Below are 19,295 nucleotides of genomic sequence, written 5' to 3' on the forward strand. Positions count from 1 at the left end.
ATGTTGCTGGCGCAGTCGGTGGCAGGCGGTCATTGGTCGGGCCACTCGCCCTCTACCTCGCCAGGTACATCTCATAGAACGACCCTTTCTGACCGAGGAACTGGTTCGCCTCCTGCTGTGAGTAGATCGCCTTCCCCAATTGGTAGAAATCCTCGTATTGATTATAAGGATAGGGGGTGAATTTCACTTTGTCGGGAAACAGCGATTGTGTGACTACATTCTCGGTCAATGCGCGCTTGATGTGTGATAGTGGTACAACCAACCCCAGCACGAGAAAAACGATGATCGGGTAAGCGATGCGCATCTTGTACCAGCCGGGGTATTCTTTCACCCATTCGGCAAACCGGTGAAGGATAAAAAGCGACAGCAGTGTGAGCACGGGCGTGCTTCCGCGCAGGAACCAGTCGTTCCATTTGCCCATCCGGAAGAGTGATATCGCTATCAGAAGCAGGAACAGGCCATGGATGATGTTGGCATACTGGCTTTTATGCAATTTCAATATCAGCACAATTCCATACAGTACTGCAAGGTCGATCACGACGCCGAAAAAATAATGAAATGCGATCTCATTCCGCGGGTTGAACTGCCAGATAAAACCGGATATGACCGAGTTTTTCCCCTGCAGGAAGAAAAAGAATGTAGGGATAAATAGCAGGCCCGGGAGAAAAAGGTCGAGCATCGGCCTGGGTTTGAGAAAATATTGCGGCTCTCTGTAATAACGCAGGATGATCAGCATTCCGAAGATGATCACGAAGACGATCGAAGGAAAAATTCCCCATATGAAAATAGAAATAACCGCCAGGAAGCTCTCTTCTGGCTTTTTGTCATACACATAATCATGGAAGAGAATGCAGGAGACAATGATGATCGGAATAAGCTGATTGGGTGCCCATTGCGTTTGGTACAACACCGGCCATATCTCCGTAAAAAATGGCGGCACGTGGTAATTAAGGCCGATCGCGTGCAGAAAAAGCACTTTGGTAACATGCCCCACCCCGCCTAGCGAAAGAAAGAATACCAGGGACAGGTAGCTTCTTTGGGTAAAAATGAATATCCAGCAAATACCGATGAAAAGCCCTATCGACGCCCACAAGTACAATGCAATACCGGATGGTTCCCCTAACCCTTTCGAAATCAACGCAGGGACGAGGAAGAAGCCGAAGTAATGGCAGGCATAGCGGCCGTTTTCCTTGAAAGTAACCGGCCAGGATTGGTTGTAGAGCGTGTAGTACTTCGAATTATGCGCCCAGAAATCGAACGCCTGAAAGCAAAAGCCCCCTACTCCTGAAAAAGCGATGATTGCGAGTGAAATGAATGCGATCTCGACCATATGGCGGGTCGCGAGATCGGTTTTCAGCGTCTTCTCACGGTGGTAACTTAGGACGTACATCGCCACAAGCCCTACGACCAGACACACCGAAATGGGCATTCTGAACCAGCTGATGGAAAAAATCAGGTTTGGCAACAGCAAATAACCCAGACTCAAATTACGAAGTACAGTTGTTTTCATTCAGTAACCGGCATTCAATTGATTGATCCCAACGCGTTTCTCAAAAAATCCGACAAAAATACTAGAAATACCTTGTCATCAAAGAGTGACAACCACCCGTTTGTAACCGTTGCAATATTCTTATCATTTTAATATTAAATATACCAAAAATAGGAAGTTGCAGCGCTATTTACTTCGCAACCGGAACGCTATCTACCCTCCCTGTATTGCCGTAAACCGCGAGTAACCCGAGGCATTTTGCTTCTTTCCTTCGGAAATACCTAACCCGACTTTCATGGACAGAAGACAATTCGTAAAAACAAGTACGCTGGCGTTCTGCGCGTTACCCATATTACAAACAATTGGCCACAATCGGGGCGATGCGATGCCCGACTGGCTCCAGACGCTGGTGAAGCAGGCCGATAAAAGCATCGGATCTTTACTGACCTACCAGGTGAAAGACACCCAAAGCCCCGACTTTGGTGGCCTGCGCGATGGTTTCGACCTGCTCAATCCGCATAGCACCTCCGCATTGATTCAATATGGCGCCAGCGGCCTGTTCGCTCCAACTTCCAAATACTATCGGTCAAAAGAATTGCTCGCAGCTATGGACCACGCTGCATTGTACCTGATTAAAACCCAGCATAGCGATGGTACCATCGATCTGCTCTCGACCAACTTCCATTCGACTCCCGACACGGGCTTTCTGGTGAAGCGGCTTGCAATGGCTTATACACTGATCGAGCAATCGGGTACAGAGGGGACCGGTAAGATGCTCGCCAACCTGAAAACCTTCCTCCTGCGCGGGGGTGACGCGCTGAGCGTGGGAGGCATCCACACGCCCAACCACCGCTGGGTGGTATCCGCCGCATTGACCAAACTGAACGAACTCTGGCCTAACCCCAAATATGTGGCGCGGGCCGAGCAATGGCTGGCCGAACACATCGACATCGACCGCGACGGCCAGTTTAATGAGAAGAGTACATTCATTTACTCATCCCTGACCGACCGGCTGCTCATTACCATCGGAAAAGGCCTAAAAAAGCCGGAGCTTTTTGATGCCGTGCGCAAAAATCTCGATATGACGATGTATTATGTCCATCCCAACGGAGAGATCGTAACCGACGCTTCCGGCAGGCAGGACAAGGCCATTGTCGGCACATTGGAAAATTACTATTATCCGTACCGGTACTTCGCGATCAAGGATGGGAATGCGCAGTATGCCGCCATGTGCAGGCTAATAGAGCAGACCGCCAGCCTGAAAACCACCGGGTTTGTGGACTACTTCCTTACCGACCCTTCGCTTTGGGTTGAGCTTCCGGCAGAAAAACCGGTACCGGTCAACTATGTCAAAACCTTCCCGAATTCCGGCCTCGTACGCATTCGCAGGGACCGCCGGGATTGCACACTCATCGCCAACAATCCGGTTTGGTTTACTTTCATGAAAGGGAATGCAGTGCTCCAGGGGGTGCGCTTTGCGTCTTCTTTTTTTGGCAAAGGCCAATTTCAATCCGAAAAAATCAGCGAAAATGGTAATGAATGGGTGCTTACACAGAAACTCGACGGGCCTTATTTTCAGCCTTATCCCAAAGAATCCATTGCTCCGGACGGCGATTGGGAGAAAATGCCCCGGAATTTCAGACAGCAAAGCGAAGTACAGATACTGGAAACGAAAATCATTATCCGGGAAACTTCCGACGGGATGGAAATAGAAGTGGTAACCAATGGTACCGAGCGCGTACCGGCTGCATTGGAATTGATTTTCCGACCGGGCGGAACGCTCAAAGGTGTTTCCAAAATTGAAAACACCAAAGATTCGTGGTTACTAAAAGAGGCAACCGGCTCTTACGAATTGGGAGGTGATACGATTCATTTCGGTCCGGGACTGGCGCTGCACAAGAACGTTGCATTACGAGGAGCCTTACCGGCCATGGAAGCACCTACTGTTTTTCTCACTGGCTTTACACCTTTCAAGCATATTATCCGCTTTTCGTGATGTACATTTTAAAACCGCTTTCCTACCGGAGCGGCGGCCGCTACGCCCTGCTTGGAAAGCCGTTTTTAATGTTGACTGATCCAGTCGAGGATGTAATCGGCATCCTCTTTCCAGGTGGGCTGGCCTAAAACGAAGTGGTTGCGGCCGGGGAACTCTTTATAATCGGTCACAGAGCCGTTTTGCTTGTAGGCTTTGAAGTTGCGAAAGTTCAAAGAAGCCGGAATGATGTTGTCGAATTCGCCCGAGGTGATCAGCAGCGGAGCGTGCGCTTTTTTGAAGTCTACTCTGGCGGCGGAAGTGATACCGCCGCGAGCTACAGTTTTGGACTCGGGAATCACGTTTTCTTCCCAGGTTTTTATTTGCTCTTCGAGCGTCATGCCATTGGTGAAGGCGTATTGCCAGTCGGCGAGCGACATCAGGTAAGTTTTTTTCAACGAAGTAAACAATCCGAATACCTTATAACCTGCTTTCAGGAAAGAGAATTCATAGGGTATCACACCTTGTGGAGGCACGGGGTGAATGGCGGCGCCAGCGACGCCCAGGTCGCGGTTGATCAGAATCTGGGTAATCAATCCGCCCAGCGAGTGACCGATGATGATCGGTTTTTCGGGTAATGCTTTAATGAAGTTAGCGTAATGATCAACGAGCTCTTTGAATGTCAGGCCGGCCAGGGCGGTATCGTTGGGCTGTCTGTCTCTCAGTTCGGCTGCCGGTGCGTCTTTGTACGGCCAGGCTGGTGCATAAGTGGTGTAGCCTTTGCTTTCAAAATAGGTTCTCCATTGGTCCCAGCCATTGTGGCTTACAAATGCACCTGTTACAAATACGACGGTTTTGGTGTTATTGGCTTTCATGATTTCTATCGGTTAAAAGTTGAATTTTGTTTTTTGTTCCGCTTTGGACATGACAAAATTCAGCACCTTAGCCGACTATATTCTTAACCCAAGTTAAGATCGTCATTTACCCACCATTCTTTTTCTGATTCGGCTCAGCGAAGGGGCCTGAATGCCCAGATACGAGGCAATATGATACAATGGGACGTTGTTAAAAATATCCGGATGGTTCTGGATCAGTTCGAGATAGCGCTGCTCTGGCGTACGGAACATAAATTCCTCGGCGCGGTTCATCGCCAGGTTAAATGCGGTTTCCGCCACCAGCCGTCCGAACCTTTCCCAATGGTGTGATTTGCCGTACAATTCAGTGAGGTGGTTGATATGGATGTATAAAATCGTCGAATCGGTCATCGACTCGGTGTAATAGCTGCATGGCGTTTGGGTCACAAAACTCTTGTAGGCCACTACCACCTGATTTTTGGAGAAGAAAAAGACATTCTTTTCCTCCGCCGATTCGTCATCGATGTAGTAGGTCCGGAACACGCCGTCGAGGATGAAGCCCAGGTATTTGCAAACATTTTTGTATTCATTATAAAACTCCCCTTTTCCATAGGTTTTTCGTTGCCAGTAGGGTGCCGACAGCTCAAATGCAGCGGCATCGATCCCCGCGAACTGGTTGAGTGCGTAGTTCAGAATTTGTGTTTCCGTCATAAGTGAAGCAGGTGAGCAGAGGTATATTCCAAAAATAGGCATCGGCAACGCAAAAACCTCATAACCAGCTACCTAAAATCTCGATATTTCGTTAAATTTGATACACCTCCCCTGACGATGCAGCTTCGGACTTCAAACGTTTCTTACCATGCTGAGAAAGATTCTACCGCTCGTGTTGGTTTCCCTGTCGCATATCTGCCTCGCAAACCAGATCCTGATCCCGATGGACAATACCCAGACTAACCATTTAAAGGCGTATGGTCTGGCCTATATTCTGCTTAAAGGGGATATTGAAGTGGATTGGCTACTCAACTACCGTGGGGGTAGTTTTAAGTTTCAGTATTCCAAATCCATTGAAAATGAATGCAAGCTTCGGGCGGTCTCCTATGAGGTGCTTTCGGAGGCTACCAGTGCGCAGATCGTGAACGAGATCAGTAATCCGAATGTGAACATGGATGTGGTGAAGCTCTTTAAAGCGGCCAAAATTGCAGTGTACTCCCCTATTAAAATCAGCCCGGCCGAATTTGAAAACACTGACGCCGTATTGCTCGTGCTCAAATATGCCGAAATTCCGTTCGAAGTCATTTATGATGAAGAAATCCTGCGTGGTGACCTGCCCAAATACGACTGGCTGCATTTGCATCACGAGGATTTTACGGGACAGTTTGGCAAAAACCTGCGCCGCACCAGTGAAGCGGATATTAAAGCCCAGGAGGCTATCGCGAGTCGCTATGGTTTTTCAAAAGTGCCGAAAATGAAGCTGGCGGTCGCTAAGGCCATTAAGGAGTTCTGTGCTGGCGGGGGCTTTCTGTTTGCCATGTGCTCCGGTGCCGAAACTTTCGATATTGCCCTGGCAGCCGAGGGCGTCGACATTGTAGATAACCTCGACGGAGACGGCGTCGACCCCGACGCCCAGTCTAAGCTCGACTTTGACAAAACGTTCGCATTCTACAACTTCAAACTGCAACTCGACGAGTACGACGGGATGAATTTCTCGGACATTAATTCAGCGGCGGGCCGTTACCGCGGCTGGGGCGAAAATGATGCTTATTTCTCCCTATTCGATTTTTCGGCTAAATGGGACGTCATTCCGGCCATGCTTGTTCAAAACCACGAGCATTTAATCCGCGAATTTTTCGGACAAACCACTGCATTCTCCAAATACACGGTCAAACCCAGCACACTCGTCATGGGCACGAGCAGCAACTCCGACCGCTACATTTACGGCGAACTCGGTCGCGGTCAATGGACCTTCTACGGCGGCCACGACCCCGAAGGCCGCGGCGGGGGCGGCAGGCGCATGCCTACCGACCTCAACCTCTACCCTAACTCACCGGGGTATCGGCTGATATTGAACAACGTGTTGTTTCCTTCCGCACGGAAAAAGAAACGGAAGACCTGACGAATCAGGCGCTTCATTGACTTCCGGCAGTATTTTGGGTAGATTTACTCAAAAGAACATGCTATGCCTTCAATCGTAACCGATTTCGACGAACTTGACCTGAACGGCACTTACACATATGCCGATTATTTGCTCTGGCAATTCAAGGAGCGTGTGGAATTGATTAAAGGCAGGATCTTTAAGATGTCGCCAGCGCCAAATACATCGCATCAGCTGATATCATCAAAACTCCAGGGCAACCTTTTCGTGCATTTAAAGGACAAGTCTTGCTATTTGTTCAGCGCACCATTCGATGTGAGATTGTTCGACACGAAAAAGTCTGCATTCGTCAACAGAGATATTTACACGGTTGTGCAGCCCGACTTATGTGTTGTTTGCGACAAAAATAAACTGGATGAAAAGGGCTGCCTCGGCGCTCCCGACTTAGTCATCGAAATTCTGTCTCCGGGCAATTCGAAGAAAGAAGTGGATAACAAATTCGATTTATACCAGGAAAGCGGTGTCAGGGAATATTGGATCGTTCAGCCTGTCGATCAAAATGTATTCATTTTTACACTGAGCGATTCCGGCGTCTTTGTTGGCCTCAAACCCGCCACGGAACAACTGCGATCGGCCATATTCCCCGAGCTCTCAATCGATTTGAAAGAGATATTCAACTAGTTCAGCTCCATTTCCATCTTAATATCGGCCCGTTTGAAGTTATGCCCCGTCAATGGCACTTCCTCAAACCCGAGTTTTTTGTACAGGTTTATACCTGCGGCTGATCCTTTCCGATTCGAGTAAAGGATCACTTTCGAAGCGCCAAGCTCCCGGGCTTTTTCAATCACCGCATTACCCAGCAAATCACCGATCTTCTTGCCACGCATGCTTTTTGAAACGGTCATTTTACTCATTTCAACTACATCACCATTGCGTTTCAATGCGCATGTGCCCACGGGCTCATCGCCGTACAACGCGATCAGGATCGCTCCGCCGTCTTTGAGATAATAGGTTTCCGGGTCTGACAGCGTCTTTTCATCTTCCGGTTCCACTTCATAGGTTTCGGAAATCCATGCGTAGTTCAGGTCGTAAAAAGCCTGCGCATGTTCCGGTTTGTAATCCACAATGCGGATGGCCGCATTGGTTTCCTCGTTTTCCATTCTTTTATAACGTTCAAAAAAGCCTTCTTTTTTCAATTGATACTCTGTCTCGTCCATGGCTTGTAGCAGGTTATTGGCATTATCGATAATCTGCTCCGCTGTTTTCCGGATTTTCTCCCAAACCGGCAGCATTTGTTCCACCAACGCCTTCGCCTTCTTCGAAAGCCGTACCATTCGCTTCCGCTCGTCCCGCTGGTCTTTGAATGACTCCACCAATCCTTCCTTTTCCAACTCTTTCAAAAGACTGATCGTTGAAGGATGCGCATACCCGATCTCCTCGGATAACTCCATAATCCCCAACGCCTCCTTCGCATGAAGCGCATAAATGACCGGAAACCACTTCGGCTCGAAATTGATGCCATTGTGCTGGTAAATGAGCACGCCATCCTTCCTGAACTGGTCGCTCAGGCGCTGCAAACGGGTTGATATCGCAAGGGCTCCTACTTCGTTGAAGATGTTCATGGTCGGGAATACAAATTTAAGTTTAAATATACGTAGATGACTACGTAATTAACAAACAACAGAGGTATTTTTGTGGCTTTTTTGTTTTGGGTAAATTGGATAAAGTGTAACAAGCTATGGATATTCAGGCAATTATCTCCGACATTGAGTAGCCTGTGATAGGCCTATTGAAGATATTTAACGATCAATTCACCGGTCCGCTCGGACGCCCCCGCTCCGCCAACGAGTTCTCCAAGACGCTCATAATCTCGCATTTGCCGAACATTTTTATCCCCACCAGGTAAAATTCGTTTCAGCTCAGCCACAAGATTCCTCTCATTCAACTCATCCTGGATCAGCTCCCGCACGGCCTCTTTCTCTAAAATCAGATTCACCAAAGAAATAAACGGAATACGAATCAATCGTTTGGCTAATGCGTACGAAATAGCGCTCGTTCGGTAGCATACTACCTCCGGGACTTTCAGCAATGCAGTTTCCAAAGTAGCAGTACCGGAGGTAACCAGCGCGGCGTCGGCTACCGAAAGCAAATCATAAGTACTTTCATAAACGATCACCGCCTTGCCGCTGGATAAGTACTGATCATATAATGCAGAAGGCAGATTTTTCACCCCGGCAATCACGTATTGATAGCCTGGAAAATGCTTTTGAGTGGTCAGCATAGTGTCGAGCATGCCGATGACCTCCTGTTTGCGACTGCCGGGAAGCAATGCGATGACAGGCCGGCCGTCGAGGTGGTGTTTCCTGCGAAAATCGGGGTCGGGACGGAATGCGGCAATAGCATCCATCAGCGGATTGCCCACGTAGTCGACACTGTAATCGTACTTTTTGTAGAAGTCGACTTCGAACGGAAAGATCACGAACATGTGATCTACATTGGCCTTGATCTTCCAGGCTCGTTTCTGGTTCCACGCCCAGACTTTCGGGGAAATGTAATAGAATACTTTCAGGCCTTTCGACTTCGCAAACGAGGCAATGCGCAGATTAAAACCCGGGTAATCGATAAGAATCAATGCATCCGGCTGATATTCAAGAATATCGGCTTTACACTTTTTGAGAAAACCCGTGATCGTACGGAGGTTCATGACCACTTCCAGGAAGCCCATGAATGCGGTGTCCTTGTAATGGGTAACGAGCTCCATACCTTCGGCTTCCATCATATCCCCCCCCCAACCACGGAACTCCGCATCCGGATCATTCGCTCGAATGCCCTTAATCAGATTGGAGCCATGTAAATCCCCCGAGCGTTCCCCGGCGATTAGGTAGTATTTCATAGGCTATCGGCGGTCGGCGGTCGGCTATCGGCGGTCGCAATATTCCCCATAATACTCCACGAAGTTCTTGGGCGTTTCTATCAGCTTGATATAGTGCAGTTTCGCGTTCGGCGCCGCCTGCGCGATGGCTGGTTCGAGAATGTTCCAGATTTCCATTACAAAAATCTCACAGGATGCCATTTTGCCCTGCATGAAATCCACATCGAGGTTGAGGTTCTTATGATCCACCTTGTCGACGATTTCATTTTTCATAATATCTCCGAGCACTTTCAGATCGATCACAAAACCCGTATCAGGGTCGGGCTTTCCTTTAACCGTAACAATCAGCTCAAAATTATGCCCGTGCCAGTTGTTGTTGGCGCAAGGGCCAAATACTTCCTGGTTTTTCTCATCACTCCACGCCGGGTTGTAAAGCCGGTGGGCCGCATTGAAATGCTCTTTCCTTGTTACGTAAATCATAAAACTTCCTGCCACTTGATAATTCTGGCGCAAAATTACACCATGTATCCGTAGTTTTGTTTGTTAACAAGAGGATAACTAAAAAAAATCCTATTTCACCCTTAAAATTTAAGAGTAGATCGGCGCGGTTCGGTACTCTTATCTGGCATTCTTTTTACCGTTAAACATATAATCTCGATGATTATCGTAACAGGAGCAGCCGGCTTTATTGGCAGCGGGCTTATCAGCCGCCTCAATCAAGACGGCTTTAAAAACATTATTGCAGTAGATGATTTTTCCAAAATCGAAAAGGCAGAAAACCTCGAAGGAAAGACGATCAAGGAAAAAGTAGAAAGAAATGCGCTTTTCGAATGGCTGGATGCAAACAACCGCGATGTGGAATTCATTTTCCACATCGGCGCGCGTACCGACACCACGGAGTTCGACAAGGAGATCTTTGATGAACTGAATGTAAATTATTCTAAAGCCATCTGGGAAAAATGCGTGGCTTACCAAATTCCCCTCGTATACGCGTCGTCCGCGGCTACGTACGGGTTGGGCGAGCACGGATACGACGATAACGAATCTACGATCAGCCAGTTGAAACCGCTGAACCCTTACGGCGATTCTAAAAACGAGTTCGACAAATGGGCATTGGCGCAGGAGAAAAAGCCGTTTTTCTGGGCGGGCCTTAAATTCTTTAACGTTTACGGACCTAATGAATACCACAAAGGCCGTATGGCGTCGGTGATTTTCCATGCATACAACCAGATCAAGGCCACCGAGAAAATGAAGCTTTTCCGCTCGCACAATCCCGATTTCAAGGATGGAGAGCAAATGCGTGACTTCATTTATGTAAAAGACCTGATCGACGTTTGCATTTTCTTCATGCACCACCGCAAGAACTCGGGCATATACAACCTTGGAAGCGGCAAAGCACGTACATTTAAAGACCTGGTAACGAACACATTCCACGCCATGGGCAAGACGCCCGACATTTCGTTTATTGATACCCCGGCCGATATTCGCGATAAATACCAGTATTTCACGCAGGCCAATATGAGCAAATTGCGCTCGATCGGATATACCCGTCCGTTCAGCACGCTGGAAGAGGGTATTGATGATTATGTAAAGAATTACCTTTCATCGAGAGCGTATTTGTAGGCCTTCCGGCTGATCAGAACTTTGAAAAGACCTGACCCGGCGGGTCTTTCCTGTTTCACCGGCCTGAAACCTATTTCCACGGGCCACTGCCGGAATCTCCACAATTTTCCGTATTTTTGAACCTCTGAATAAACTCAATCCCACTTCTCTGTGTTAGCATGATACCAACCAGAGTGTGACATTATTACGACTATGAGCAAAGAAGAAGAATTGTTGGAGGAAATCACCAGTTCGGAATACAAATACGGCTTTGTGACTGATATTGAAGCAGATGAGGCTCCTGCGGGCTTAAATGACGACATTATCAGGTTCATCTCGGCTAAAAAGAACGAACCCGAATGGATGCTGCAATGGCGCCTGAAAGCGTACCATTTGTGGCTTACCATGGAGGAGCCCAAATGGCCGAACGTGCACTATCCTCCCATCGAATTCCAGGCTATCAAATATTATTCGGCTCCGAAGAAAAAGAAGGCTGTCGAGAGCATCGACGATATCGATCCCGAGTTGCGCAATACTTTCGAAAGGCTGGGGATTTCTTTGAATGAACAAAAAAGGATTTCCGGCATCGCGGTCGACGCGGTAATGGACTCGGAGTCGGTTTTCACGACTTTCAAGGAAACCCTCAAAGAAAAAGGCATCATTTTCTGCTCGATCAGCGAGGCGATCCGTGAACATCCGGAGCTTGTGAAAAAATACCTGGGCTCGGTGGTACCACCGAAGGATAACTACTACGCAGCCTTGAACTCGGCGGTATTCTCGGATGGGTCATTTGTATACATTCCGAAAGGTGTTCGCTGCCCAATGGAGCTTTCGACCTATTTCCGTATCAATGCGGCAGGAACCGGCCAGTTCGAAAGAACACTAATCATCGGCGACGAAGACAGCCACGTGAGCTACCTCGAAGGTTGTACAGCGCCTATGCGTGATGAAAACCAGTTGCACGCCGCGGTAGTTGAAATCTTTGCGCACGACAATGCAAATGTAAAATACTCGACCGTACAGAACTGGTATCCAGGCGATAAGGACGGAAAAGGAGGTATTTACAATTTTGTAACGAAACGCGGCCTTTGTGACGGGCCTAACTCGAAAATCTCCTGGACGCAGGTTGAAACAGGCTCGGCAATTACCTGGAAATACCCCTCGGTGATCCTGAAAGGCGACAACTCGATCGGTGAATTTTACTCGGTGGCTGTAACCAACAACATGCAACAAGCCGATACAGGTACCAAAATGATCCACATAGGCAAAAACACGAAAAGCCGGATCGTTTCGAAAGGTATTTCGGCCGGAAAGAGCCAAAACTCTTACCGCGGGTTAGTGCAGGTATTCAAAAAGGCTGAAAAGGCGCGTAACTTCTCGCAATGCGATTCCCTGTTGCTCGGCGACAAATGCGGCGCACATACTTTCCCTTACATTGAAGTGAGTAACCCGTCGGCGACAGTAGAGCACGAAGCAACTACTTCGAAGATCGGCGAGGACATTCTTTTCTACTGCAACCAACGCGGTATTCCAACGGAACAAGCGGTTGCATTGATCGTGAATGGTTATGCTAAAGAAGTATTAAACCAGCTTCCGATGGAATTCGCCGTTGAAGCGCAAAAGCTACTGGAAATCAGCCTGGAAGGAAGCGTAGGTTAAAATTCCCAATAAGATTAAACACAGAAAGCCTTTGATTCGTCGAAGGCTTTTTGTATTTTATTGATCTTAGTAAATTTTTCCATCAACGATCCACCCTTCATGACTCACGTTCCGCAACTAATCATAGACCTGTCGCTCATTCTCACGATGGCCGGTATCATTACCGTAATCTTCAAGAAATTGAAGCAGCCAATCGTGTTGGGCTACATTCTGGCCGGGTTACTTGTTGGACCTAACTTCCACTTGTTTCCGACCATCACCGACATTAAAACGATCGAGATCTGGGCCGAAATCGGGGTAATCTTCCTGCTCTTCAACCTGGGTCTGGAGTTCAGTTTCAAAAAGCTGGTCAAAGTCGGTAACACGGCTGCTATCACCGGGCTTTTTGAAGTATTCATGATGCTCGTAACGGGTTTCATTACCGGCCAGCTGCTCGGATGGAGCAAAACCGACAGCCTATTTCTCGGAGGTATCATTGCTATTTCCTCCACCACCATCATTTTCCGTGCATTCGACGAACTGGGCCTCAAAACCCAGAAATTCACCCGCGTCGTAATGGGTATCCTCGTCATCGAAGACCTTACCGCCGTATTGCTGATGGTGTTACTTTCGACATTATCGCTGAGCCAGCAATTTGCGGGATATGAATTGATCCAATCGAGCTTAAAACTCTTCTTTTTCCTCACAATCTGGTTTTTGGGGGGCATTTTCGTGTTCCCTACACTGCTGCGGCGCTACCGGCATCTGATGAACGACGAAAGCGTGCTCATTACATCGGTCGCATTATGCTTTGGAATGGTGTTCCTGGTCACGAAAGCGGGTTTTTCGGCCGCATTAGGGGCATTCATCATGGGCTCTATCCTGGCGGAAACCACCCACGCGGAAAAGATCGAGCATTTGCTAAAACCGGTTAAAGACTTGTTCGGAGCGGTATTTTTCATATCCGTTGGAATGTTGATCAATCCGGGCCTGCTGTTTGAATACGCAGTGCCGACTGCTATTCTGGTACTCGTGGTAATGCTCGGAAAAACGACATTCGTCACACTGGGTGCGGTAATTTCTGGACAGCCTCTGAAAAAATCGCTGCAATCGGGCATGAGCTTGTCCCAGATCGGTGAATTTTCGTTTATCATTGCAAATCTTGGCCTCTCTCTGAAAGTGACCAGCGGATTTCTCTATCCCATTGCCGTCGGAGTTTCGGTGATTACGACATTTGCGACACCTTACATGATGAAGGCCTCCGAACCTCTGTATGAATGGCTGGATAAACGCTTGCCCGAAAAGTGGCGGCTCTACCTCAACCGGTATAGTACCAGTACGGAGACCATTGCGCAAACGACCCAATGGAACGAAATCCTAAAATCCTACGCGCAGACAGTGATCCTGAACTCGGTGGTCGTGGTCGGCATTATCCTCGCATCCTCGCGCCAGCTCGCACAACAACTGCACACGCGCGTACCCGAGACATTCCTGACCAACTCTGTGCTCTTTGCCATCACATTCCTCCTGATCTCGCCGTTTCTCTGGGCATTGGTCTTCAAAAGAGGCAATCGGAAGGCCTATTCGGCGATCTGGCTAAGTCGGAAATACAGCCGAGGGCCGTTGTTAGTACTTGAACTTTCAAGAGTTGTCATAGCGATTTTGCTGATGGCCTTCCTGCTCAATTCGTTTTTCTCAACCCAAACGGCGTTCATTGTAGCGGGGGCTATTATGGTGCTTGGCTTCGCCATTTTTTACCAGAGGCTTCAACAGTTTTATCACAAAATCGAAGACCGTTTCCTGCAAAACCTCAATGCACGACAATTGGAAGGAAGTGGTAAGTCGAAAAGAATTCTCCTTCCCTGGGACGCACACTTCGCATTCCTTGAAGTGAGCCCCGACTCGAATCTGATCGGGAAAAGCTTGCAGGAGTTGAAAATCCGGGAAAACTTCGGGATTAACGTCGTGCTGATCGAGCGGGGGAGCAAGACCATTCATTTACCAAGACCAACGGAAGTGCTCTATCCCTGCGACCGCATCGAGGTCATCGGTACAGACGACCAACTGGACGTGTTCAGAAGCCACATCGAGGTAAGCACGAATGGCGACGTGTACATGGCGCACGAGGACAATGTCGTGCTCGAACGCGTTGAAGTGAAAACACAGCATAATATCCGCGGTAAAACTATCCGGGAGAGCCAGATCCGCGAAATGACCCACGGCATGATCGTCGGCCTCGAAAGAAACGGGGAACGTATTCTCAATCCGGATTCGTCGATGGTCATCGAAAACCAGGACGTGCTCTGGATCGCCGGTGACCGGGATCTGATCAAGGAGTTTATGGCCAATAAACCGGCTAATAATGAAGAGGAAGTAGAAGTTGCTACTCCTTGATAAGGCCTTGCAGACCGCCGGTATGCACTGCTACGATCGTCGTTCCTGCTTTGAAATAGCCCTTTTTCAGAAGGTCAAACAGGCCGTAGAACATTTTCGCGGTATAAACCTGCTCCAACTGAACGTCAAATTCAGCCCGGAAATCTTGCATAAAAGCAAGCAGTTCACTGTTCCATTTCGCATATCCGCCGAAATGATAGTCTGTCAGCAATGTAAGATTTCCGGGCTCCTTATATTCTTTCAGGAGTTGATGAATATCTTCTTTGAGAAAATCACCTCCCCTTAATACTGAAAATGCAAGTACGCTGGCTCCCGCCGAAAGGATTCCTGCTGCTGTGCCGCCTGTTCCAGCCGCCGCGGCGATGTAATCCGGCATTGCTGCTAACTCATCCTTCACTTCGTCGACCATTTCGGCCGCTCCCTTTAATGCGAGTTCGGTAGTGCCGCCCTCAGGAATCAGATAGGGATTCCCAAAACGGGCGGAAACATTCAGCAGATAGGCTTCTGAATGCCTTTGCCTGTATTCCTCCCGCGATACAAAATGCAATTGCATTCCTTGCTTCCGGCAAAACTGAAGGGTTTCATTCTCCTTACCTTCCAGTTCCAGGCCACGGACAATGCCGATAGTTTTCAAACCCAACCCATTCCCTGCAGCGGCCGTCGCGTACAAATGGTTGGAATACGCACCGCCAAAGGTGAGCACCGCCCCGGCGCCCCTTGACCGTGCATCGAGTAAATTATATTTCAGCTTTCGCCATTTGTTGCCCGAAACAGTCGGATGAATGAGGTCATCGCGCTTTATATACAGCCGTACTTCTGCCTTCTCAGTGGTCGCATTAACGAGTCGTTGAAGGGGCGTAGGTACCGATGAACTTAGTAAATCCACTTATTTTGATAATTTTGTTAATAGTAACTCCCAAAAGAATGTCCGTAGAACTTGTTGATATTGCCTCCGAAGAGGACGATTTATTTGAACATTACCGCATTGTCGCTGACAAAGGCCAAAGCCTCATGCGGCTCGATAAATTCCTGAATCTTCACGTAGCCAACGCTTCCAGGACAAAAATACAAAACGGGATCGAAGCGGAGGCCGTAAAGGTAAATGGCCAACCCACGAAGGCTAGTTACAAGGTCAAGCCATTGGACGTGATCACGCTTTCACTCCCCGAACCACCGCGGGATACCGAGATCGTCCCGGAAAATATTCCGCTGAATATCGTGTACGAGGACGACGTGCTGATGATCATTAATAAGCCCGCAGGAATGGTCGTTCACCCGGCTTATGGCAACTGGACCGGCACCCTGATCAACGGATTGGTGTATCACTTCCAACAACTTCCAACCGGCAGAAACGGCGAAGGCCGACCAGGACTGGTGCACCGCATCGATAAAGATACCTCCGGATTGCTCGTCATCGCCAAAACCGAATTCGCGATGACTTTCCTCGCCAGCCAGTTTGCCGATCATTCGATAGAACGTACCTATCACGCATTAATATGGGGCGAACCCAAAGCCGAAAAAGGTACGGTTACGGGCCACATCGGGCGCAGCGCGCGCGACAGGCGCGTAATGGACGTATACGTGGATGGCAGCCAGGGCAAACACGCGGTGACGCATTACGAAGTAATCAAACCGCTTCGCTATGTTTCGATGATCAAATGCAATCTTGAAACCGGCCGCACGCACCAGATCCGTGCACACATGAAGCATATCGGCCATCCTATCTTTAACGACCCGATGTACGGGGGAGACAAAATCCTGAGGGGCGTGTCGAGCGGAAGTTATAAAGCGATGGTGGAGAACGGTTTCAGCCTCATTCCCGGACAGGCGCTGCACGCGAAATCGCTCGGGTTCATCCATCCTACTACCCGCCAATGGATCCAATTCGATACGGAATTGCCTGAAAACTTCCGGGCAGTCCTCGAAAAGTGGGAAAACTATGTAAACTCTCAGTAGGAAATAGTATATTCTGGATTCTTAACCTTTCTAATCAATAAACCACTAACATGAATATTTCGACCAGGCAGGGAACAGCAGAGGATATACCCGCAATTTTTGAATTGGTGAAGGAGCTTGCGATATACGAACGGGCACTAAACCAGGTAACCAATAATGTCGACAAAATGACCCGTGATTACAACGAAAAGCTCTTCGATTTCTTCGTTGCCGAAGTGGATTCAAAGATCATCGGGCTTTGTCTTTACTACTTTCGTTACTCCACCTGGAAGGGAAAACGACTTTACATGGAGGATATTATCGTAACCGAATCGATGCGCGGCAATGGGATTGGCAAAATCCTTTTCGACGCTACGGTTGTAGCTGCAAAGAATGTAGGCTGTACGGGAATGATGTGGCAGGTGCTCGATTGGAACACGTCCGCGGTTAATTTTTATCGCAAATACGGCACCAATTTCGACAATGAATGGATCAACTGTAACCTGGATTTTTAAGGATCGAAGCTGTTTATAAAGGTTGGCCGGCCCGTTATTGCAACAGGTCCGGCCTTCTCTCTTTCGTTCTTTTAAGCGACTGCTCATAGCGCCACTCCTCAATCTTCGCTTCATGCCCCGACATCAGAATTTCCGGCACTTTATGGCCTTCGAAATCCGCGGGACGCGAATATACCGGCGGCGCGAGCAGATTATCCTGAAATGAGTCCGTTAATGCGGAAGTTTCGTCGTTCAAAACGCCAGGGATAAGGCGGATAATGGCGTCGGCAAGTACGGCTGCGGCGAGTTCTCCGCCTGATAACACATAATCTCCAATGCTGATTTCCTTCGTTACAAACATGTCCCGCACGCGCTGGTCTACCCCCTTGTAATGTCCGCAGAGCATCATCAAGTTGCCTTTCAGCGAAAGCTGGTTCACCATCCGCTGCTGCATTTGCTCACCGTCAGGGGTAAGGTAAATGATCTCGTCGTATGCCCGCTCGCTCTGTAATGCACGTATACAACGCGCAATCGGCTCGATCTGCAACACCATTCCCGCACCACCGCCGAACGCGTAATCATCAATTGTACGGTGCTTATTGGTCGAATAATCGCGGATGTCGTGGATTACGACTTCCACGTGATTGCCCTGCTGTGCCCGCTTCAATATCGAATGTGCAAAAAAGCTGTCGAGCAGGCTGGGAACACAGCTCAATATGTCAATCCGCATCATCGGGAGTGCTTTCTGATGAGTTATCGAGATAAACTTCCAATAAGCCTTCGGGCAAATTCACCAGCAGTGATTTAGTTCCCTTATCCGCTTTGATCACAATATCATTCGCCGTCGGGATGAGCACTTCCGAGCCCTGGTAATCCATCGCGATCAGGTCCTGCCCATTCAAGGAATACACCTCGCGCACAATGCCCAACTCACCTTTTGTTTCATCCACTACTTTAAAGCCTTTGATTTCGTGGTAATAGAACTCGTCGTCGCCAAGTTCCTGCAAATTTTCCAGCGGCAGATAAAGCGAGCTTCCTACGAGCGCTTGGGCTTTTACAATGGTATCAACATCCTCGAATGTCACAATTGCATTGCTCTGTTTTTGGAGGTTGATATCTTCAATAAAATAAGGCACCAATTCCCCCTTGATCTCAATATAAACCGTTTCCAGGTCTTCATAATCATCCGGATAATCCACATCCAGATAAATTACCACATTGCCGGCGGTGCCGTGGGTCCGTACGATATAGCCCAATAAATAACAGTTATCCTGTGTCATTTGCGGGATTTCAAATTTTGGTTCTGTATAAAACAATATGAGTCTGTGCGGAACACCGACAGACCCATAGAGCATGTATGTAACATGAAATTATTCTGCTGACTCTTCCGCCGGCGCATCGGCTGCCGGAGCTTCTGCTGCATCTGTCGCATCAGCAGCTTCATCAGCCGCCTCCTCAGTTGCAACTTCTTCCGCAGGAGGAGTGTTTTTCTTAGCGATAGCCTCAGCACGAGCTTCGTTAACTTTGCGCTCTGCGTCAAGTTTCGCTTTCTTGTCAGCCTCTTTCTGCTGTGCCAAAGTGTCGGCAGCAGTAGCTTTACGGTCTGTTTTAGAGCCTTTCCACTCTTCGAAACGTGAATCTGCAACTTCTTGCGTGATAGCACCTTTCAAAACACCTACTTGCAAGTGCTTGCGGAGCAATACACCTTCGTGTTGCAAAATCGAACGAGCTGTGTCAGTTGGCTGAGCACCTTTCAAAAGCCAGTCAACTGCTTTGTCTGATTCCAAAACGATGGAAGCAGGGTTAGTACCCGGGTTGTAAATACCCAGTTTTTCGATGAAGCGACCATCACGTGGTGCTCTGGCATCTGCGACTACGATATCATAGATCGCTTTCTTTTTGCGTCCCCGACGCGCTAATCTGATTTTAACTGCCATTTGTGAATTTGAATTT

The 19,295-nt window shown here is 48.5% G+C and carries 18 protein-coding genes; 8 read left to right on the forward strand and 10 right to left on the reverse strand.

What is annotated here, in order from left to right:
* Positions 1-52: 52 nt before the first annotated feature.
* Positions 53-1,510 (reverse strand): hypothetical protein, encoded by a 1,458-nt coding sequence (locus tag AC2YIT_RS01590; protein ID WP_487278026.1) that lies wholly within the window; start codon positions 1,508-1,510, stop codon positions 53-55.
* 274 nt (positions 1,511-1,784) lie between these two features.
* On the opposite strand from AC2YIT_RS01590, the gene AC2YIT_RS01595 reads away from it, so the two are divergent.
* Positions 1,785-3,485 (forward strand): hypothetical protein, encoded by a 1,701-nt coding sequence (locus AC2YIT_RS01595; RefSeq protein ID WP_487278027.1) that lies wholly within the window; start codon positions 1,785-1,787, stop codon positions 3,483-3,485.
* Positions 3,486-3,550: 65 nt separating this feature from the next.
* On the opposite strand, the gene AC2YIT_RS01600 is transcribed toward AC2YIT_RS01595, so the two are convergent.
* A complete protein-coding gene (locus AC2YIT_RS01600) occupies positions 3,551-4,336 on the reverse strand; it encodes an alpha/beta hydrolase (protein WP_487278028.1) in 786 nt (261 codons plus the stop codon).
* A 102-nt stretch (positions 4,337-4,438) separates the two neighbouring features.
* Positions 4,439-5,026, reverse strand: coding sequence for a Crp/Fnr family transcriptional regulator (locus tag AC2YIT_RS01605; RefSeq protein WP_430843102.1), 588 nt, complete (start codon positions 5,024-5,026; stop codon positions 4,439-4,441).
* A gap of 148 nt (positions 5,027-5,174) precedes the next feature.
* Between AC2YIT_RS01605 and AC2YIT_RS01610 the strand changes: the two genes are divergently transcribed.
* Positions 5,175-6,428: an asparagine synthetase B gene (locus tag AC2YIT_RS01610; RefSeq protein ID WP_487278029.1), complete on the forward strand. Its 1,254-nt coding sequence runs from the start codon at positions 5,175-5,177 to the stop codon at positions 6,426-6,428.
* A gap of 63 nt (positions 6,429-6,491) precedes the next feature.
* A complete protein-coding gene (locus tag AC2YIT_RS01615; protein WP_487278030.1) occupies positions 6,492-7,088 on the forward strand; it encodes a Uma2 family endonuclease in 597 nt (198 codons plus the stop codon).
* On the opposite strand, the gene AC2YIT_RS01620 is transcribed toward AC2YIT_RS01615, so the two are convergent.
* The 3 genes from AC2YIT_RS01620 to AC2YIT_RS01630 form a co-directional block, all read right to left on the reverse strand.
* Complete coding sequence (locus tag AC2YIT_RS01620) at positions 7,085-8,029, reverse strand: bifunctional helix-turn-helix transcriptional regulator/GNAT family N-acetyltransferase (RefSeq protein WP_430843096.1); 945 nt, start codon at positions 8,027-8,029, stop codon at positions 7,085-7,087. The genes AC2YIT_RS01615 and AC2YIT_RS01620 overlap by 4 nt on opposite strands.
* A gap of 164 nt (positions 8,030-8,193) precedes the next feature.
* Entirely contained in the window at positions 8,194-9,300 is a 1,107-nt protein-coding gene (gene lpxB / locus AC2YIT_RS01625; protein ID WP_487278031.1) for a lipid-A-disaccharide synthase, read from the reverse strand.
* A 24-nt stretch (positions 9,301-9,324) separates the two neighbouring features.
* Positions 9,325-9,759 carry a 6-pyruvoyl trahydropterin synthase family protein gene (locus AC2YIT_RS01630; RefSeq protein WP_487278032.1) on the reverse strand — a complete coding sequence of 145 codons (435 nt, stop codon included), beginning with the start codon at positions 9,757-9,759 and terminating at the stop codon, positions 9,325-9,327.
* Between the two features lie 177 nt (positions 9,760-9,936).
* Here AC2YIT_RS01630 and rfaD point away from each other — a divergent pair, with 177 nt between their 5' ends.
* The 3 genes from rfaD to AC2YIT_RS01645 all read left to right on the forward strand — a co-directional run bounded on the left by rfaD (position 9,937) and on the right by AC2YIT_RS01645 (position 14,913).
* Complete coding sequence (gene rfaD, locus AC2YIT_RS01635) at positions 9,937-10,902, forward strand: ADP-glyceromanno-heptose 6-epimerase (protein WP_430843090.1); 966 nt, start codon at positions 9,937-9,939, stop codon at positions 10,900-10,902.
* Positions 10,903-11,094: 192 nt separating this feature from the next.
* Positions 11,095-12,540, forward strand: a complete 1,446-nt coding sequence (sufB, locus tag AC2YIT_RS01640; protein WP_430843088.1) for a Fe-S cluster assembly protein SufB — start codon at positions 11,095-11,097, stop codon at positions 12,538-12,540.
* Positions 12,541-12,639: 99 nt separating this feature from the next.
* A complete protein-coding gene (locus AC2YIT_RS01645; RefSeq protein WP_430843086.1) occupies positions 12,640-14,913 on the forward strand; it encodes a monovalent cation:proton antiporter family protein in 2,274 nt (757 codons plus the stop codon).
* Here the strand turns inward: AC2YIT_RS01645 and AC2YIT_RS01650 are convergent.
* A complete protein-coding gene (locus AC2YIT_RS01650) occupies positions 14,903-15,799 on the reverse strand; it encodes a 1-aminocyclopropane-1-carboxylate deaminase/D-cysteine desulfhydrase (RefSeq protein ID WP_487278033.1) in 897 nt (298 codons plus the stop codon). The genes AC2YIT_RS01645 and AC2YIT_RS01650 overlap by 11 nt on opposite strands.
* A 38-nt stretch (positions 15,800-15,837) precedes the next feature.
* On the opposite strand from AC2YIT_RS01650, the gene AC2YIT_RS01655 reads away from it, so the two are divergent.
* The gene (locus AC2YIT_RS01655) at positions 15,838-16,869 is read left to right on the forward strand and encodes an RluA family pseudouridine synthase (RefSeq protein ID WP_487278034.1); all 1,032 of its coding nucleotides are present in this window, start codon (positions 15,838-15,840) and stop codon (positions 16,867-16,869) included.
* Between the two features lie 50 nt (positions 16,870-16,919).
* Positions 16,920-17,363: a GNAT family N-acetyltransferase gene (locus tag AC2YIT_RS01660; protein WP_430843080.1), complete on the forward strand. Its 444-nt coding sequence runs from the start codon at positions 16,920-16,922 to the stop codon at positions 17,361-17,363.
* 34 nt (positions 17,364-17,397) lie between these two features.
* Here AC2YIT_RS01660 and trmD read toward each other — a convergent pair whose 3' ends face one another.
* The 3 genes from trmD to AC2YIT_RS01675 form a co-directional block, all read right to left on the reverse strand.
* Positions 17,398-18,072, reverse strand: a complete 675-nt coding sequence (gene trmD, locus AC2YIT_RS01665; RefSeq protein WP_430843801.1) for a tRNA (guanosine(37)-N1)-methyltransferase TrmD — start codon at positions 18,070-18,072, stop codon at positions 17,398-17,400.
* Positions 18,062-18,622: a ribosome maturation factor RimM gene (rimM, locus tag AC2YIT_RS01670; protein WP_487278035.1), complete on the reverse strand. Its 561-nt coding sequence runs from the start codon at positions 18,620-18,622 to the stop codon at positions 18,062-18,064. Before rimM ends, trmD begins: the two co-directional genes overlap by 11 nt.
* A gap of 90 nt (positions 18,623-18,712) precedes the next feature.
* On the reverse strand, positions 18,713-19,279 hold the full coding sequence (locus AC2YIT_RS01675) for a 30S ribosomal protein S16 (RefSeq protein ID WP_487278036.1): 567 nt from the start codon (positions 19,277-19,279) through the stop codon (positions 18,713-18,715).
* Positions 19,280-19,295: the final 16 nt, after the last annotated feature.

The organism is Dyadobacter sp. SRI_021, from assembly GCF_057586235.1.

Bases quoted from the DNA above. Each gene is read 5' to 3' on its own strand.
- AC2YIT_RS01590 (WP_487278026.1), bottom strand. From the start codon at position 1,510: ATGAAAACAACTGTACTTCGTAATTTGAGTCTGGGTTATTTGCTGTTG.
- AC2YIT_RS01595 (WP_487278027.1), top strand. From the start codon at position 1,785: ATGGACAGAAGACAATTCGTAAAAACAAGTACGCTGGCGTTCTGCGCG.
- AC2YIT_RS01600 (WP_487278028.1), bottom strand. From the start codon at position 4,336: ATGAAAGCCAATAACACCAAAACCGTCGTATTTGTAACAGGTGCATTT.
- AC2YIT_RS01605 (WP_430843102.1), bottom strand. From the start codon at position 5,026: ATGACGGAAACACAAATTCTGAACTACGCACTCAACCAGTTCGCGGGG.
- AC2YIT_RS01610 (WP_487278029.1), top strand. From the start codon at position 5,175: ATGCTGAGAAAGATTCTACCGCTCGTGTTGGTTTCCCTGTCGCATATC.
- AC2YIT_RS01615 (WP_487278030.1), top strand. From the start codon at position 6,492: ATGCCTTCAATCGTAACCGATTTCGACGAACTTGACCTGAACGGCACT.
- AC2YIT_RS01620 (WP_430843096.1), bottom strand. From the start codon at position 8,029: ATGAACATCTTCAACGAAGTAGGAGCCCTTGCGATATCAACCCGTTTG.
- lpxB (WP_487278031.1), bottom strand. From the start codon at position 9,300: ATGAAATACTACCTAATCGCCGGGGAACGCTCGGGGGATTTACATGGC.
- AC2YIT_RS01630 (WP_487278032.1), bottom strand. From the start codon at position 9,759: ATGATTTACGTAACAAGGAAAGAGCATTTCAATGCGGCCCACCGGCTT.
- rfaD (WP_430843090.1), top strand. From the start codon at position 9,937: ATGATTATCGTAACAGGAGCAGCCGGCTTTATTGGCAGCGGGCTTATC.
- sufB (WP_430843088.1), top strand. From the start codon at position 11,095: ATGAGCAAAGAAGAAGAATTGTTGGAGGAAATCACCAGTTCGGAATAC.
- AC2YIT_RS01645 (WP_430843086.1), top strand. From the start codon at position 12,640: ATGACTCACGTTCCGCAACTAATCATAGACCTGTCGCTCATTCTCACG.
- AC2YIT_RS01655 (WP_487278034.1), top strand. From the start codon at position 15,838: ATGTCCGTAGAACTTGTTGATATTGCCTCCGAAGAGGACGATTTATTT.
- AC2YIT_RS01660 (WP_430843080.1), top strand. From the start codon at position 16,920: ATGAATATTTCGACCAGGCAGGGAACAGCAGAGGATATACCCGCAATT.
- trmD (WP_430843801.1), bottom strand. From the start codon at position 18,072: ATGCGGATTGACATATTGAGCTGTGTTCCCAGCCTGCTCGACAGCTTT.
- rimM (WP_487278035.1), bottom strand. From the start codon at position 18,622: ATGACACAGGATAACTGTTATTTATTGGGCTATATCGTACGGACCCAC.
- AC2YIT_RS01675 (WP_487278036.1), bottom strand. From the start codon at position 19,279: ATGGCAGTTAAAATCAGATTAGCGCGTCGGGGACGCAAAAAGAAAGCG.